The following is a 15,248-nucleotide window of genomic DNA, read 5'->3' on the forward strand; positions in this document are numbered from 1 at the left end:
TCCCGGGCGGGCAGCTGCCGGGCGGGCGGCGTGGCCCCGGCCCGGGCAGGCGCCGCAGCCCGTGACAGACTGGGCCCGTGAGCACGCCGATGAACAACTCCCTGCCCTGGCCCACCGAGGCCCAGGTGCTGCCGCTGGCCTCCGTGCGACCGGTCCTGGACCGTCTCGCCTCGCTGGTGAACACCCACGAGGAGGACGCCGCGCTGATCCCCGGCCTCGCCGTCACCGAGGAGGAGGTGGCGGCCGATCCGCCGCCCGCCCTCGAGCAGATCGGCGACGAGCTCGGTGGCATCGAGGTGCGGGGGCTGACCATGCTGACGCTCCAGATCGAGGACCGCACCGATGTCGGGCCGTACACCCTGCTCGGTGCCGCCACCAGCTTCTACCCGCTGTACGAGACGCCCGAGGCGGCAGTGGTGCTGGCATTGGACGAGGACGGCGCCCCCGGGGCCGTGTACGGCATCGGCGAGGACCTCGCCCTGCAGCTGGCCGCCGACGACCTCGCCGCCTACCTCGAGCGGTTCGCGGACGCCCTGGAGGCCACCCTGGATGCGCTCGCGGCCCGGGGGCCGGCCGCCGAGGACTCCGAGAGCGCACGCACCGATGCGGCGGAGCAGCTGATGGATGAGCATCTCTTCGCCGCGCTCCTGGGCATGACCGATTCCGCCCCGGCCCTCGAGGTGCCGCTGCAGGACCCTGCCGTCGCCGGCATCGACGGTCTGCCCGCCGGGACGCTCGCCGTCGCCGATCTGCGCACAGCACCCGCCGGTGCTCGGGTGGACCTGATGGAGATCGAGGTGCCCGGCGACCCGCTCGAGACGCATATCGCCTGGAGCGAGCGCGGCCGCGTCATCGCCGTGCTCGGCGGCTGACCGCCGCCCCGTCGTGGAACCGACGGGGTGACGGGTCTACCCTGGTCGGACCGCCTCCCAACCCGTGAGGCCCCACGATCAGGAGCCGTGACATGACCACGACCAGCCCCGCAGCCCCCGCTCCGGTCCTCCTCCTCGTCCCCGGTGCCACCGGCGCCCCGGCCGACGGCGGCGCCCCGTTCCACCTGGCCGACGCGACCGTCCCGCAGCTGTCGGTCACCGATCTGGTCGCCACCCGCGGCGACGGCGTCTTCGAGACCATCGGGGCCTTCGACGGGGAGCCCGTCAACGTCGGCCCCCATCTGGCGCGGCTCTCCCGCAGCGCCGCCCAGATCGAGCTGCCCGCGCCCGACCAGGCGGTCCTCGCCGAGGCCGTCGACGCCGCGATCGCAGCCCACCAGCCGGTCGCCGAGCTCAGCGTGCGCGTCATGCTCACCCGCGGCATCGAGGGCTCCGGCGTCCCCACCTGCTGGATCCACGCCCGGGTCTCTGATGACTGGAGCCCGTTCCGGGCCGGCATGCGCGTCGCGGTGCTCGATCGCGGCCTGTCCACCACCGTCACCGGGACCAGCCCCTGGCTGCTGCCCGGAGCGAAGACCCTCAGCTACGCGGTGAACATGGCAGCCGTGCGCGAGGCGAAGCGGCGCGGCGCCGCCGACGTGCTGTTCCTGTCGAGCGACGGCTTCGTGCTCGAGGGGCCGACGTCCACCCTGCTGGTGCGCCGCGGCGAAGAGTTCCTCACCACCCCGGTCAGCGCCGGGGTGCTGCCCGGCACCAGTGTGAAGAGCCTGTTCACGTGGCTGCAGCAGGACGGCGTCACGGCGCGGGACGAGCTGATGACGGCGGCGGACGTGGCCGGCTCCGACGGCGCCTGGCTGCTCTCCTCGACCCGGCTCGCCGCACCGATCACCCATCTCGACGAGGCGGAGCTGCCGGTGGACCCCGAGCTCACCGCCCGCTTCCAGACGGTCCTCAAGGGCCAGGCCTGAGCTGCCGGGCGCAGGGTGCAGCACCCGCGAGCTGCTGAGCTTGAGCTGCCGGGCGCGCAGGCTGCGGGGCCCGAGCTGCGTCGGTGTGGTCATCGCTCCTCGAGCTGCCTCAGCTGTCGCCACGCCCCCTGCTCAGCGACAGCTGAGGCAGGGTGCTCAGGTGCTCGGGTGCTCGTTGGGCGCAGTCAGGCGCGCGCGAGGATCTCCCGGGCGAGGTCGACATCGAGCACCACGGTGTCGATCGCGCCGCTGCGCAGCACCCCGAGCACGCCCGGCGCCTTCTCCGCTCCGGCCGCGACCCCCACCACCTCCGGGATCCGCAGCAGCTCCGAGAAGGTCACGGCCAGCACCCGCTGATCCGTCGGTGCACCCAGCGGTATCCCGTGGGCGTCGATGAAGCGCCCGCACACATCCCCCACCGGATGCTGCGCGGCGAACGCGGCGCGCTCGGAGGCGTCCAGCCCCATCAGCTCGAGCACATGCGGTGAGGAGTGCACTCCCAGCGAGCCGATGCCCACCAGCGCCAGCTCCACGCGAGCCGCCGCGGCCAGCACCTCCCTGATGCTCGACTCGCCGCGCAGCGTCGCCGCTGCCGTGGACGATTCCAGCACCGCCGGTGCGTAGAGCGTGCGCGGCGTCGCCCCCAGGCGGGAGCCGAGGACCCGCAGCACGGACTCGCCCGAGTCGAACTGGTCCAGCGCGCTGTGCCCGCCCACCAGCGGCAGCACCGCGGGCGTCGGTCGGGGGCGCAGCGTCTCCAGCTGTGCGACGACGCTCTGGACCGTCTCCCCCCAGGAGACCCCGATGCTGCGCACCGAGGCGACCCGCCGGCTGAGCACCGCCGCTCCCGCACGGGCCACCGACTCCATCGCCGTCGTGCGCGGAGCGGAGACCACGTGCGCCTCGCGCAGGGTGAAGGCGGTGCGCAGGGCGGCCTCGAGCGCCTCGTCGCGCTGCGGGGGCCCGTCGGGGTCATGGATCGTGACCTCCACGATGCCCCGCTCCCGGGCCTGGGCGAGGATCCTGGAGACGTTCGAGCGGGAGAGTGCCAGCTCCTGCGCCACCTCCGTCTGCGAGCGGCCCCGTTCGTAGTACAGGCGCGCCGCACGCACGACGAGGGCGGTGTCACGAGGGGCGGGCATGGGTGCTCCTGGGCAGGTTCCTGCCGGTCGCGAGACGATGACCGGATGAATCCGCCCAGCGTACGCAGGCGAGCGGTGAGAGGTGCCAGAATCAGGGGTGACCGACCCGGGAGGAACCATGAGCACAGAACCGCGACCCTCCGCCGACGAGCCCCGCGCGCCCCTGGCGCTGACGGTGGTCCTCGCGCACCTGGACGTCTCCGATGCCGAGGACGTGCTGCGCTCCCTCGCCGGCAGGCTGCTCGACGCCGGCGCTGTCACCGTCGACTTCCCCGAGGCGCTGCAGGCGCGCGAGCGGACCTACCCCACCGGCCTGCCCACCCCGATCCCCACCGCGATCCCGCATGCGGATCCGCAGCACGTGGTGGTCCCGGGACTGGTCCTCGCGACCCTCGCTCGCCCCGTCCCCTTCGGAGAGATGGGAGCGAAGGGGAGCACGGTCCAGACGCGCCTGGTGGCGATGCCGCTGCTGACCGACGCCAGGGAGCACCTCGCCGCACTGCAGCGCCTGATGGGTCTGCTGCGGGACGAGGCCGCCGTCGCGGAGCTGCTGCAGGCAGAGGGGGACGATGAGCTGCGGGAGCTCGCCGCTGTGCTCCTCGCCGAGGCGCTGCCGGCCCCCGAGCGGGATGGGGCCGGCAGCAGCGACCCGGGAGGCAGCGGCACTGAGCGCGCTGCCACCGACACCGCGACCTCCGACCCCGACGTCGTCGGCTGCGGGGCCGCCGATCCCGGCGCCGCTGATCCCGGCGCCGCCGACGGTGAAGAGCCCGACGACGACCCGGGAGCCGAGGCGTGAAGGGCCCGCGCGTGGCCGTGAAGGCCCTCATCATCCGCAACCGGCAGGTGCTCATGAACCGGTACGTCCACCCCACCGGCCGAGAGCTGTTCGAGTTGCCCGGCGGCGGCCAGGAGCACGGCGAGGACCAGCCTGCCGCCCTGATCCGCGAGTGCCGGGAGGAGATCGGTGCGCAGGTCGAGGTCCACCAGGTGGCATGCCTGTTCGAGTTCATGACCGAGCGGAGCGTCCGCGATGACTCCTCGATCGCACCCTTCCACCAGGTCAACGTGGCGTACTGGTGCGGTCTGGCCGAGGGGGAGGAGCCGGGGGAGGGCATCGATCCCGACCGCCGGCAGGCCGGCACGGCGTGGTTGCCGCTGGGCCGGCTCGCTGAGTACGACATCCAGCCGCCGGCGCTCGCGCGCTGGCTCGAGTCCGATCCCAGCGACCGCCCGCTCTCCCTCGGCGTGAGCCGGGGATGAGGCGGCAGCGGGTCGGTGCCGAGCCGCTGGCGAGCCGATAGATTGGCGGGACCGCCCCTCGCGGCGGCCCACCGCGACCCGAGAGCCAGGAGCACCATGACCACCTCGCCCCGCCTCCCCTTCCGTGACGGCCACTCGATCCCGCAGCTCGGCTACGGGGTCTGGCAGGTCGAGAACGACGTCGCCGCCGAGGTGGTGGTCGCGGCGCTCGAGGCCGGCTACCGCCACGTCGACACCGCCCGCGGCTACAACAACGAGGCCGGCGTGGGCCAGGCGCTGCGCACCGCGGGCCTGCCGCGCGACGACGTCTTCGTGACCTCCAAGGTCCCCAACCAGGACCAGGGCTACGACGCGACCCACGCCTCCTTCGACGCCACCATGGCCGATCTCGGCCTCGACGAGCTCGACCTCTACCTGATCCACTGGCCCGCCCCGTCGGCCGGGCTGTCGGTCGGGACCTGGAAGGCCCTCATCGAGCTGCAGAAGCAGGGCCGCATCCGCTCGATCGGCACCTCGAACTTCCGCATGGAGGACCTCATCGAGCTCGAGTCCAAGACCGGCGTGGTGCCGGTGCTGAACCAGATCGAGCTGCATCCGTACTTCAACCAGCCCGAGCTGCGTCGCTTCCATGCGGCCAAGGGGATCGTCACCGAGTCCTGGTCGCCGTTGGGGCAGAACGGCGGGGAGCTCGAGGATCCCGTCATCACGCAGATCGCCGATGCCCACGACGTCAGCCCGGCCCAGGTGATGATCGGCTGGAACCTCGCGCTCGGCAACGTGGTGATCCCCAAGTCCGTCACGCCCGAGCGGATCGTGGCGAACTTCGCCTCCCTCGAGCTGACCCTCACCGAGGACGAGGTCGCCCGGATCAGCGCCCTGCACAAGGGTGAGGACGGCCGCCGCGGCCTGCATCCGGCCGAGTTCGCCGGGCACCAGGGCGCCTGAGCCGGGAGGACCCGTGACCGGGAAATGTGCGCGGAAGCAGCCGACCGCGCCGCGGCGCGCGAAGGAGCCGGAGCATGAGTGAGGACAGCGCCGAGACGCCCGGCACGAGCATCCTGCCCGGGGCGGCGATCGTCGGACTGGAGGTGGACGACGCCTCGGCCGCGCTGCGGGCCCTCTCGGCCCGACTGCGGGAGATCGGCGCGGTCACCGGGTCCTTCGAGGACGCAGTGCTGCGGCGCGAGCAGAAGCAGCCCACCGGCCTGCCCACGCTCGTGCCCGCAGCGATCCCGCACACCGATCCGGAGCATGTGATCACCCCGGGCATCGCGATCGCTGTCCCGAAGCATCCGGTGGCCTTCGGTGCGATCGGCTCCTCCGGGGAGCGCACCATCTGGGCGGAGCTGGTGGTCATGCTGGTGCTCGATGACGCTCAGAGCCAGCAGGCCGCGCTGCAGACCCTGGTGGCTCGGCTGCAGGAGCCCGAGTCCGTGCGCGGGATGCTCGAGGCGACGGATGAGGTCGATCTCGAGCGTCATGCCCGCGAGTGGTTCGCGGGGTGAGCCGTGAGTTCCGTGCGCTCTGACCACCCTGGTGGCACGGAACCCACGACTCGCCGCAGATCAGACCCCGGCAGGCACCGTCGCCAGCGTCGCGGCGAAGGGGTCGAAGTCGGCCGGCATCGGTTCGACCTCGGTGAAGCGCGAGTCGATCTGGACGATCGAGTCCTCGGCGATCGCGGTCTCGATGCCCACCATGATGTCCAGGACGTGCGCGGCGATCTCGCCCTGGGCACGGTGGGGCACCCCGGCGCGGAGCGCCCGGGCCATCTCCAGCACGCCCAGGCCGCGGCCGGTGGTCGCGCCGGTGGCGGGCACTGCGGTCGGCTCCTCGCCGCGGTAGGCGGTCAGGGCCGAGTCGCCGTCGAAGACGTTGGGATCGGGGAAGGCGAGCGTCGCCTCGGTGCCGTACACCTCGACGAAGCCGGTGCGCGTGTGCGGGGAGTCGAAGCTCAGCAGCACGGTCGCGTTCTGGCCCGAGGTGAAGCGCAGCAGCGCTGCGACCTGCGTGGGCACGGTGACGTCGAAGACCTCCCCGGCCTTGGGGCCCGAGCCGATGGTGCGCTGCTCACGCGCCTTCGAGCCGACGGCGCTGACCGAGGCCACGGGCCCCAGGGCGAGCACCAGGGTGGTCGTGTAGTAGGGGGCGATGTCGTACAGCGGGCCGGCGCCCTCCTGGAACAGGAACGCGGGATTGGGATGCCAGGACTCCGGGCCCGGGGACTGGAACAGGGTCAGGGCGCTGGCCGGGGCGCCGACCCCGCCGTCGCGCAGGGTGCGCAGTGCGGTCTGGATGCCGGCGCCGAGCACGGTGTCGGGCGCGCCGCCCACCCGCACCCCGGCCTCCGCGGCGGCAGCGAGCAGGGCCTTCGCGTCGGCCGGGTCGGTGGTGATCGGCTTCTCGGTCCACACGTGCTTGCCGGCCGCGACGATCGCTCGGGAGACCTCGGCATGGGCGGTGGGGATGGTCAGGTTGACCACGATCTCCACCTCGGGGTGGTCCAGCACGTCCTGGGCGGTGCCGGAGGCGGGGATGCCGAACTCCTCCGCGCGGGCCGCGGCGGCCTCGGGGACCAGGTCGCCGACGATGTGCACGACGAGGTCCGGGAAGGAGGTGAGGTGGGTGAGGTACTGGGAGGAGATGGTGCCGGCGCCGATGAGGCCGACGCCGACGGGGCCGGTCGGGGTCTGAGAGGTCATAGGGGTGTCCTTCGAGGAGTGGGTGCGGGTTCGCGGTGGTGGCAGCGGGTCAGGTCAGAGGACGGAGCGCAGGTGGGCGACCGACGCCGCGATGCCCTCGAACATGTCGCCTGCGTAGTCGTCGAACTCGATCACGCCGTAGGCGGCGCCGGAGGCGGCCTGCAGCGTCTCCGCCAGGGGCATCGCCCCGGTGCCGAGGGGGAGCTGGGCGGCGGGATCCGTGGAGAGGTCGCCGTCCTTGAGGTGGACCAGCTGCACGCGCTCGCCGAGGCGACCCAGCAGTGCGGGCACATCGGCGCCGCCGACGGCCGCCCAGTAGGTGTCGACCTCGAGGACCACCTGCGGGTCCAGCGCCTCGGCGAAGACCTCGAGCGCGGAGCGCCCGCCCAGCTGCGAGGCGAGCTCGAAGTGGTGGTTGTGGTAGCCGACGCGGATGCCCGCCTCGGCGGCGGCGACGGCCCGCTGGTTCAGTGTGTCGGCCAGGGCGCGGACCTTCTCGGCGTCGGTCCAGTCCTCCGGGTTCCAGAACGGATCCACGAGGTACTGCACGCCGACGGCTTGGGCGGCCTCGAGCACGGCTGGGAAGTCCACCTCGCCGAGGAACGACTGGTGGGCGCTGGGGAAGTCGATCGGGAACTGCTCACGGGCACGGACCAGCTCGTCGCGGTATTCCAGCAGGTGGTACGGCTCGGCGTGGGTGAGCTCGAGTTCGACCAGGCGCTGCACGGTGCCCTGGACGTCGGTCGCGAGCGCTTCGCGCACGCTGTACATCTGGACGGAGATCTCCATCGGGGTCCTTTCGCGGTGGGTGAGAAGTGGTGGGATCATTTCACGGCTCCGGCGGTGAGGCCGGCGACGAAGTTCTTCTGCATCATCAAGAAGCCGACCACCACCGGGATCGACACCGCGATCGAGGCGGCGAGGACCTGGTTCCAGTAGACGTTGGTCTGGGTGGCGTACTGGCGCAGGCCCACGGCCAGGGTGCGGGTGTCCTCCGTGGTGAGCACGGAGGCGAACAGCACCTCGCCCCAGGCTGTCATGAATGCGTAGATCGCGACCGCCACGATGCCGGGGCGGGCGGCGGGCAGGATGATGCGCAGCAGGATGGTGAGGTTTCCGGCGCCGTCGACCTTGCCCGCCTGGTCCAGCTCCCGGGGGATGCCGTCGAAATAGCCGGCGAGCATCCAGATGGAGAACGGCAGGGAGAAGGTCAGGTAGGTGATGATCAGGCCGATGCGGGTGCCCACCAGCGGGATCCCGAAGGTGGTGTCGATGTTGACGAAGATCAGGTACAGCGGCAGCAGGAACAGCACGCCGGGGAACATCTGGGTGGACAGCACGGTGGTCATGAACGGGGTGCGACCGCGGAACCGCCAGCGGGAGACGGCATAGGCGGCGAAGATCGCCACCACCACGCTGCACAGCGTCGCCACCGAGGTGACCACGAGCGAGTTCATGAAGTAGCGCGCCAGCGGCACCGTGGACCACATCTCGATGAACGGCCCGAAGGTGACGCGACTGGGCAGCCAGGAGAACCCGGCCTGGACGTCCCCGAGCGGTTTGAGGCTCGTGGTGATCATGACGTACAGCGGCAGCAGCACGAACAGGCCGAGGCCGACGAGCACGACGGTGCGGAAGATCTTCTCGCCGAGGGTCTCACGCATGGGAGGACTCCTTCCTCCACTGGGTGAAGTACAGGTAGAGCAGGGACACCACCAGCAGGAACAGCAGCAGCAGGACGCTCATCGCGCTGCCCACGCCGAAGTCCCAGGACAGGAACGAGGCGTTGTAGATGTGGAAGCTGATGAGGTCACCGGCCGGGGGCTGGGCGGTGCCGAACAGGATGTACGGGGTGTTGAAGTCGTTGAACACCCACAGGAACATCACCAGCAGCATCGTCTGGTTGACCGGGGCGAGCATCGGCAGGGTGACGGCGCGCCACTGCCGCAGCGGGGTGGCGCCGTCCATGGCGCTGGCCTCGTAGAGCTCGCCGGGGATGGACTGCAGCCCGGCCATGAACATCAGGAACGCGAAGGGCCACATGCGCCAGACGGCGACCACCACCACGGAGATGAAGGCGTTGTCGCCGATCAGCCAGAACGGCGCATCCTCGAACAGTCCCAGCTGTTCGACCAGGATGTGGTTGATGACTCCGGTGTCGCGCTGGAGCAGGAAGTTCCAGGTGATCACGGCGGCGTACAGCGGCAGGGCGTAGGGGATCAGGAACAGGGTGCGGAACACGCCGCGCCCGCGGAAGGGACGCTGCAGGGCGACGGCCGCCGCCATGCCCAGCCCCCAGCTCAGACCCACCACCAGGATGGTGAAGCCGAGGGTGACCAGGAAGGAGCTGAGCAGCTCCTGACCGACGGGGGTGTTCAGGTCGACGGCGATCCGGTAGTTCTCCAGCCCCGCGAAGGGGGCCTCCGTCCAGCGACGGATGAAGAACTTGGTGAGCTCGACGAAGCTCATCCAGAAACCGGTCACCATCGGGATGATGTGGATCAGCACCTCCAGCACCACGGCGGGCAGCAGGATCAGGTACGGGAACCAGGTGCGGCGCGGGCGGCGGCGCGGTGCCGGGGGGTCCGGGCGCGAGGCGGGCGCCGCGGTCCCGGGACGGGTGGAGAGGGTCATGGGGGTCCTTCGGGCGGGGGAGGCACGGATCGGAGCGGCCGACGGGCCGGATAGGGCGAGCGACGGGCCGGATCGGGGCGACCGAGGGGCGGAAGCGGCGTGCTCCCGCCCCTCGGCCGTCGTGCGCTCAGGCGCGGATCGAGTCCTGGGCCGTCTGCATGGCGGTGACGACGTCCTCGCGGGTGACGGTGCCGCCGGTGGCGATCTTGGCGAACATGCTGTTCATCGCCTGGCCGACGGTGGTCTCGAACTGGTCCTCCCACGGCACCAGCGGCAGCGGGGCGGAGCGCTCGGCGTAGATCTCCATGAACATCTCCGCCTGCTCGGTGTCATCGGTGAAGGTGGGCTCGCCGTCCACCAGCACCGGCAGGGAGGCGAAGGGCTTGCCGAGCTCGGCCTGGGTCTCCGGCGAGGTCATGAACTTCATGAACGCGAGGGCACCGTCGCGGTTGTCGGTGTCCGCCATGGCGGCGAGGTTGATCCCGGCCAGGTGCGAGGCGCAGTCGTCCACCGCATCGGCGGGTGCCGGGAAGGGGACCGCCTTGAACTCCTCGGGCGTCATGCCCTGGGACTCGATGGTGGCGTTGGCGTTGTTCTGGTTGATGATCATCGCCGCCTGCTTGTTGGCGAAGGCGGTGACGGACTTGGTGCCGTTGTCGAACTGCGCGTTGGAGGGGTTGACCACCTTGTGCTCCTGCATCAGGTCCAGGTAGCGCAGGATGCCGTCGACCACGCCGTCCTCGGTGAAGGTGGGCTTCCCGTCGGGACTGTTGAGGGAGGCGCCGTTCTGGGTGGCGTTGATGAAGGCGAAGTGGTTGTTCTCGGTGTAGGAGCCCGCCGCCAGCGACATCCCGTAGACATCCTTGTCGGGATCCGTCAGGGCCTTGGCGGCCTCGACCATCTCCTCCCAGGTGGTGGGCGGCTCGATGCCGGCGTCCTCGAACATCTGCACGTTGTAGTACATGCCATAGGCCAGGCCGTACAGCGGGATCGAGGTGGGGTCGGTGTCGACCGCACCGCCGGTGGCCAGAGCGGCCGGGACGTAGCGGTCGCGCCCGCCGAGCGCCTCGAACTCGGCATCGCCCAGCTCGAGCAGCCCGCCGGTGGCCTGCAGGCTCACGCCCCAGGTGTTGCCGATGTTGAGCACGTCCGGGCCCTGCCCGGAGGTGATCGCGGTCTGGATACGGGTCTGGAGATCGGACCAGCCGATGACCTCGAGCGACACCTCGATGCCGGTCTCCTCGGTGAACTTCTCCAGGACCGGGGTGAGCACCTCCTTGTCGTTCTCGAGGCTGGTGCCCTGGTTCGAGGCCCAGTAGGTGAGGGAATCGGGCGAGTCGTTGGACCCGCCACCGCCGGAGCCGGAGCCGCAGGCGGCGAGGCCGGCCGCGGTCACGGCGGCGAGAGGGGCAGCGGACAGAAGTGTGCGTCGTCGCATCGGGGGACTCCTTGGTGCGCCGTCATCGGTGAGCGGTCGCAGAGGGGACAGCGAAGGGGGACTGCCGCTCCGGTCGTCGGGGACACCGAAGCTTAATCGATTCGAACTTAATCGATTCGGTAAGTATGGCCGGAGCCCGACGCGAATGTCAACGGAGCTGGGTCACAGAGCGGTCACGGGCTGCAATGGGCCCTGGGGGATGCCATCCGTGACGGTGTGCGGAACCGTCTGCGGCTCGGTTCCACGTGACCGGGGCTGGTCAGGGGCGGGCGGTCGAGCCGCGCGGGATCAGTGCCGCGGGGGAGTTCTCGATGGTGCTGCCGCCGGGGATCCGGCCGTCGATCTTCTGCGCCAGCAGGTCGCCGGCGGCGCGGCCCATGTCGAAGGGGCGACGGCTGAGGGCGGTGATGCTCGGAGAGGTCACCTCAGCGATCAGCGAGTCGTCCCAGCTCACCAGGCCGAGGTCGCGCGGGATGGCGACGCCCTGTGCGGCGGCCGCGCGCAGGGCCCCGACGGCGATCAGGTCGCTCGAGGTGACCACGGCGGGGCGGGCGCTGAGCGACGTGTCCGCCGCCTGGAAGGCGCGGTAGCCGGAGTCGACCGTGTAGGTGCCGGGGACATGCAGGTGCGGGATGCCGCGCTCCGCGCACAGCCTCGCGAGCAGCTCACGGCGCCGCCCCTCGTGCGCGTACTCGAAGGGGCCGGTGAGCTGGAGACATCCGTCGTAGCCACGCTCGAGGAGGTGGTCGATCACGGTGGCGGCGTCAGCGGGCTCCGCGGTCGTCACCTTGACGAAGTCCTCGGGGCCCGAGTAGTGGCCGAGCACCGCGAAGTCCAGGGACAGGGCCTCCAGCACCGGTGGGCGGTGGTCGTCCTTGGCCAGGTCCAGCAGTACCACTCCGTCGACGCGACGCTGATGCGACCAGGCACGGAAGACGTCGACCTCGTCGTCGGCACCGCCGCGCACGAAACGGATCAGCAGCTCGAAGCCATGGGCGCTGGTCGCCGCCTCGATGCCCGCGGTGACGGCCGAGTAGAAGGGCTCGCGGGAGAGCTCCTCCGGATCTCGTACCAGCACCAGCCCGATGTTCCCGCTGCGGCCGCGGCGCAGGGCCTGCGCCCCGGAGTGCGGGGTCCAGCCGATGGCGGAGGCATGCTCGAGCACCCGTGCGCGCATCGCCGCGCTCACCCCGGGCTTGTCGTTCAGGGCGTAGCTCACGGTCGCGGGGGAGATGCCGAGGTCGCGCGCGATGGTGGCGACGGTCGGGCGGGAGGACTTCCGCGGCATGAGGCGACTCCAGGTCGGGGGCGGTGGCCGGGACAGTGCGCTCGGCGCTCGACGCAGCGGTGCTGCGGGCCGTGCGTCGGGCGAGGGCCACGGAGCCGGCTGCGGTCATGATAGTTCTCGGCTCGGCAAGGGGACCGCAGTCGCGGTCCGCCGGGTGGCTTCGGGGAGAGGGTGTCACCACCGGTGGAGCGGAGTCCGGGCACCCGCCCGAGAAGCCGCCCGCCGGGCGCGCCGGTCACCGGGGCCGGAACTGCTCACGAGTCATGTGCTTCGTCTGCTCGTACTTCGCCCGGATATCGGCTCGGGTGTCCCCGTCGCGCCAGGGACGCTCCAGAGTGAGAAGAGCGGCCCAGTAGACGACGGCGACGGCGATCATCACGACCGCAGCCGTGATGATCGCCGTGCCAGCAGGAACGCCCTTGGTCACCCCGGTGAGGCCCAGCACCCATAGCAGCAGTGCGATCGCTGCGGCCTTGACCACCCCGGTCGCGAGGTGCCCCATGAGGGCGAGGGAGAACGTCGGGGGGACGAAGTCCGGGGTGTCGCCGTGCTCTGCCATCGACGTGGAGTCCTCCGGGTGGACGATCGGGTCGCAGAGGCCTGTCGGCCCGCCGCCGCGGGGATCAGCGCAGGTTCGCCGGGCCCGCGTGCTCGGCGGCCTTCTCGGCGGCGGCGCGACGCTCGGCGCGCTGGGTGTCGAGCTGCTCGGCGTGGTCCTCGGTCGCCGAGGCCGACATCGTCCGCATCGCCGGGGCGAGGTCGGTGAACTGCCCGCCCACCTCACCGCGCACGCGGTTGTCGCTGCCGGTCGGCGCGGGCTGGTTGGCCTCGCCGGTGAGGGCGCCCCGGATGATGTTGCCGCTGACGTCCGTCCCGTCGGTGTTCTCGGAGACGGTCACGTCGGAGCCGAAGTAGTTGCCGTCCTCGCAGTTCACGATCCCGTCGCCGATGCCGAGCTGCACGCCGGCGTTGCCGGTGGCGGTGACCGCGCCGTCGACCTCCGAGGCGCACACCGCGGTGCCCTCGGCGTTGCCGGTGACGGTGAGGTCGCGGGCGAGGGTCGAGTCGATGATGTCGGTGTACACCGTGTTCTCGGTGGTCACGTTGCCGCCGACGGTGACGGTCTCGAGGTGGACGGCGCCCTGGGCGACGTTCACGCGGCCTTCGATGGAGGAGTCGTAGGAGTACAGGAACGGATCGGCGCCGTCCGCGGCCTGGCCCCGGTAGGCGCCGGCCACGGAGGACTGGTCGAGGTAGACGCCGTAGCCGCCGTGGGAGATGACGTTCCCGCCGATCGTGGTGCCGACGGAGTCGACGTACCCGTCGGCCCGGACGACCACGCGGTCGGCGATCGTGGAGTCGGTGAGCAGGAGATCGGCATCGGCCCGCACGCGCACCTCGCCCTCCACGGTGACGTTGGTGAGGACGCAGGAGTCGCCCTTGGCGACCACCAGGTCCCCGGGGACGGTGACGTCAGCCGCGGAACCGTCGCAGTGGGTGGTCAGCGCGGCGGAGGCGGAACCGGCGCCGAGCGCGAGACCGGTGGAGGCGAGGGCGATGGTGGACAGCACGACGACGGAACGGGGGAGGGGGCGCATGGCAGGCTCCTGGTGTCACCGCGTCCGGCTGCGGGCCGCGGCGAAGGTGGGGAATGGGGGACGTTCGGTCACCGACCGTACCGATTCCCCGTGGCCCCCGCAGGCGTTTGCGAAGATTTCCCGAGGAGGCCTCCGGGGCCCGGGCGGAACGGCGCCTTCGCTGCCGGCGACGTCGCCGATCTCAGAGGTACTCGAGGTTGATCTCGTTCTCGGGGTGGAAGAACACGCAAGAGCCGGGCTTGGGCCGCACGTGGATCGTGGAGTCCGGGGCGATGTCCTTGAAGCCGTGGTCCAGGCGCAGCACCAGCTGATGGCCGCGCACGGTGGCGGTCATCGACTCGGTCTCCCGCGTGTGGCAGTGCAGGAACGCCTCCCCGCCCAGCTTCTCGACCAGCCGCACGGTCAGCGGCAGGCTGTCCTGCCCGTCGGGCGCACCGTCGGAGCCGCCGACGATCTCCCAGCTCTCGGGGCGCACGCCGACGATCACCTGGTCGGTGGTCTTCGCGACGTGCTCCCGGGGCAGTCCGAGATCCATGCCGTGCCCCGGGCCCAGCAGCGCCAGGCCGTCGGAGGTGACGGTGGCGCCGTCGATCAGGGTCATCGCGGGGGAGCCGATGAACCCGGCGACGAAGGTGTTGCCGGGGTGCTCGTACAGGTGGGTCGGTTCGTCGACCTGCTGCAGGATGCCGTCCTTGAGCACCGCGACCCGGTCACCCATGGTCATCGCCTCGGTCTGGTCGTGGGTCACGTACACCGTGGTCACGCCCAGCTCACGCTGGAGAGAGCCGATCTGCGCGCGGGTGGAGACGCGCAGCTTCGCATCCAGGTTCGACAGCGGCTCGTCCATGCAGAACACCTTGGGGTTGCGCACGATCGAGCGGCCCATGGCCACCCGCTGGCGCTGCCCGCCGGACATCTGCGAGGGCTTCTTGTCCATCAGCGGCTCGAGCTCGAGCATCGCGGCGGCCCGGTCGACCTGCTGGGCGATCTCCGCCTTCGGCAGCTTGAGGTTCTGCAGGGCGAAGGCCATGTTCTGCCGCGCGGTCATGTTCGGGTAGAGGGCGTAGGACTGGAACACCATGGCCACGTCGCGGTCCCGGGCGCGCATCTCGCTGACATCGACATCGTCGATGAGGACGGAGCCCTCGTCGATCGGCTCGAGACCGGCCAGCATCCGCATCGCCGTGGATTTCCCGCTGCCGGAGGGCCCCACCAGGACCAGGAACTCGCCGTCGGCGACGGTGAGGGAGACCCGGTTGACCGCGGGCGGGCGGGAGGGATCGTAGATGCGGGAGGCCTGCTGGTACTCGACGGTGGCCATG

At 71.2% G+C, this 15,248-nt stretch carries 16 protein-coding genes; 6 read left to right on the forward strand and 10 right to left on the reverse strand.

Going from position 1 to position 15,248, the window contains the following annotated elements; genetic code table 11:
• The first annotated feature begins 77 nt into the window (after positions 1-77).
• Positions 78-872: a hypothetical protein gene (locus tag CFK39_RS09925; protein WP_245822459.1), complete on the forward strand. Its 795-nt coding sequence runs from the start codon at positions 78-80 to the stop codon at positions 870-872.
• A 92-nt stretch (positions 873-964) separates the two neighbouring features.
• A complete protein-coding gene (locus tag CFK39_RS09930; protein ID WP_089065321.1) occupies positions 965-1,861 on the forward strand; it encodes an aminotransferase class IV in 897 nt (298 codons plus the stop codon).
• Between the two features lie 185 nt (positions 1,862-2,046).
• On the opposite strand, the gene CFK39_RS09935 is transcribed toward CFK39_RS09930, so the two are convergent.
• Positions 2,047-3,003 carry a sugar-binding transcriptional regulator gene (locus CFK39_RS09935; RefSeq protein WP_089065322.1) on the reverse strand — a complete coding sequence of 319 codons (957 nt, stop codon included), beginning with the start codon at positions 3,001-3,003 and terminating at the stop codon, positions 2,047-2,049.
• A 118-nt stretch (positions 3,004-3,121) separates the two neighbouring features.
• Between CFK39_RS09935 and CFK39_RS09940 the strand changes: the two genes are divergently transcribed.
• The 4 genes from CFK39_RS09940 to CFK39_RS09955 all read left to right on the forward strand — a co-directional run bounded on the left by CFK39_RS09940 (position 3,122) and on the right by CFK39_RS09955 (position 5,771).
• Positions 3,122-3,802, forward strand: coding sequence for a PTS sugar transporter subunit IIA (locus tag CFK39_RS09940; RefSeq protein ID WP_089065323.1), 681 nt, complete (start codon positions 3,122-3,124; stop codon positions 3,800-3,802).
• Positions 3,799-4,266: an NUDIX domain-containing protein gene (locus CFK39_RS09945; RefSeq protein ID WP_089065324.1), complete on the forward strand. Its 468-nt coding sequence runs from the start codon at positions 3,799-3,801 to the stop codon at positions 4,264-4,266. The genes CFK39_RS09940 and CFK39_RS09945 overlap by 4 nt, the downstream gene beginning before the upstream one ends.
• Positions 4,267-4,362: 96 nt before the next feature.
• Positions 4,363-5,211, forward strand: a complete 849-nt coding sequence (locus tag CFK39_RS09950; protein WP_089065325.1) for an aldo/keto reductase — start codon at positions 4,363-4,365, stop codon at positions 5,209-5,211.
• 74 nt (positions 5,212-5,285) lie between these two features.
• Positions 5,286-5,771 (forward strand): PTS sugar transporter subunit IIA, encoded by a 486-nt coding sequence (locus tag CFK39_RS09955; protein WP_089065326.1) that lies wholly within the window; start codon positions 5,286-5,288, stop codon positions 5,769-5,771.
• 60 nt (positions 5,772-5,831) lie between these two features.
• Here CFK39_RS09955 and CFK39_RS09960 read toward each other — a convergent pair whose 3' ends face one another.
• From CFK39_RS09960 to CFK39_RS10000, 9 genes are all read right to left on the reverse strand, one after another.
• A complete protein-coding gene (locus CFK39_RS09960) occupies positions 5,832-6,968 on the reverse strand; it encodes a Gfo/Idh/MocA family protein (RefSeq protein WP_089065327.1) in 1,137 nt (378 codons plus the stop codon).
• A 54-nt stretch (positions 6,969-7,022) separates the two neighbouring features.
• Entirely contained in the window at positions 7,023-7,757 is a 735-nt protein-coding gene (locus CFK39_RS09965) for a sugar phosphate isomerase/epimerase family protein (protein ID WP_089065328.1), read from the reverse strand.
• Between the two features lie 35 nt (positions 7,758-7,792).
• The gene (locus CFK39_RS09970) at positions 7,793-8,632 is read right to left on the reverse strand and encodes a carbohydrate ABC transporter permease (RefSeq protein WP_089065329.1); all 840 of its coding nucleotides are present in this window, start codon (positions 8,630-8,632) and stop codon (positions 7,793-7,795) included.
• Positions 8,625-9,602 (reverse strand): carbohydrate ABC transporter permease, encoded by a 978-nt coding sequence (locus CFK39_RS09975; RefSeq protein ID WP_089065330.1) that lies wholly within the window; start codon positions 9,600-9,602, stop codon positions 8,625-8,627. Before CFK39_RS09975 ends, CFK39_RS09970 begins: the two co-directional genes overlap by 8 nt.
• Positions 9,603-9,729: 127 nt before the next feature.
• Positions 9,730-11,040: an ABC transporter substrate-binding protein gene (locus CFK39_RS09980; protein ID WP_089065331.1), complete on the reverse strand. Its 1,311-nt coding sequence runs from the start codon at positions 11,038-11,040 to the stop codon at positions 9,730-9,732.
• Between the two features lie 259 nt (positions 11,041-11,299).
• Complete coding sequence (locus CFK39_RS09985) at positions 11,300-12,328, reverse strand: LacI family DNA-binding transcriptional regulator (protein WP_089065332.1); 1,029 nt, start codon at positions 12,326-12,328, stop codon at positions 11,300-11,302.
• Positions 12,329-12,563: 235 nt separating this feature from the next.
• Positions 12,564-12,887, reverse strand: coding sequence for a hypothetical protein (locus CFK39_RS09990; RefSeq protein WP_089065333.1), 324 nt, complete (start codon positions 12,885-12,887; stop codon positions 12,564-12,566).
• Positions 12,888-12,951: 64 nt separating this feature from the next.
• A complete protein-coding gene (locus CFK39_RS09995; protein WP_089065334.1) occupies positions 12,952-13,926 on the reverse strand; it encodes a hypothetical protein in 975 nt (324 codons plus the stop codon).
• A 181-nt stretch (positions 13,927-14,107) separates the two neighbouring features.
• Complete coding sequence (locus tag CFK39_RS10000; protein WP_089065335.1) at positions 14,108-15,247, reverse strand: ABC transporter ATP-binding protein; 1,140 nt, start codon at positions 15,245-15,247, stop codon at positions 14,108-14,110.
• Between the last annotated feature and the right edge of the window lies 1 nt (position 15,248).

Source organism: Brachybacterium avium, assembly GCF_002216795.1.
Taxonomy (GTDB): domain Bacteria; phylum Actinomycetota; class Actinomycetes; order Actinomycetales; family Dermabacteraceae; genus Brachybacterium; species Brachybacterium avium.

Coding starts and splice junctions, on each gene's coding strand:
- CFK39_RS09995 (WP_089065334.1), bottom strand. CDS start 13,926: ATGCGCCCCCTCCCCCGTTCCGTCGTCGTGCTGTCCACCATCGCCCTC.
- CFK39_RS10000 (WP_089065335.1), bottom strand. CDS start 15,247: ATGGCCACCGTCGAGTACCAGCAGGCCTCCCGCATCTACGATCCCTCC.
- CFK39_RS09970 (WP_089065329.1), bottom strand. CDS start 8,632: ATGCGTGAGACCCTCGGCGAGAAGATCTTCCGCACCGTCGTGCTCGTC.
- CFK39_RS09965 (WP_089065328.1), bottom strand. CDS start 7,757: ATGGAGATCTCCGTCCAGATGTACAGCGTGCGCGAAGCGCTCGCGACC.
- CFK39_RS09940 (WP_089065323.1), top strand. CDS start 3,122: ATGAGCACAGAACCGCGACCCTCCGCCGACGAGCCCCGCGCGCCCCTG.
- CFK39_RS09960 (WP_089065327.1), bottom strand. CDS start 6,968: ATGACCTCTCAGACCCCGACCGGCCCCGTCGGCGTCGGCCTCATCGGC.
- CFK39_RS09985 (WP_089065332.1), bottom strand. CDS start 12,328: ATGCCGCGGAAGTCCTCCCGCCCGACCGTCGCCACCATCGCGCGCGAC.
- CFK39_RS09935 (WP_089065322.1), bottom strand. CDS start 3,003: ATGCCCGCCCCTCGTGACACCGCCCTCGTCGTGCGTGCGGCGCGCCTG.
- CFK39_RS09955 (WP_089065326.1), top strand. CDS start 5,286: ATGAGTGAGGACAGCGCCGAGACGCCCGGCACGAGCATCCTGCCCGGG.
- CFK39_RS09980 (WP_089065331.1), bottom strand. CDS start 11,040: ATGCGACGACGCACACTTCTGTCCGCTGCCCCTCTCGCCGCCGTGACC.
- CFK39_RS09975 (WP_089065330.1), bottom strand. CDS start 9,602: ATGACCCTCTCCACCCGTCCCGGGACCGCGGCGCCCGCCTCGCGCCCG.
- CFK39_RS09990 (WP_089065333.1), bottom strand. CDS start 12,887: ATGGCAGAGCACGGCGACACCCCGGACTTCGTCCCCCCGACGTTCTCC.
- CFK39_RS09950 (WP_089065325.1), top strand. CDS start 4,363: ATGACCACCTCGCCCCGCCTCCCCTTCCGTGACGGCCACTCGATCCCG.
- CFK39_RS09930 (WP_089065321.1), top strand. CDS start 965: ATGACCACGACCAGCCCCGCAGCCCCCGCTCCGGTCCTCCTCCTCGTC.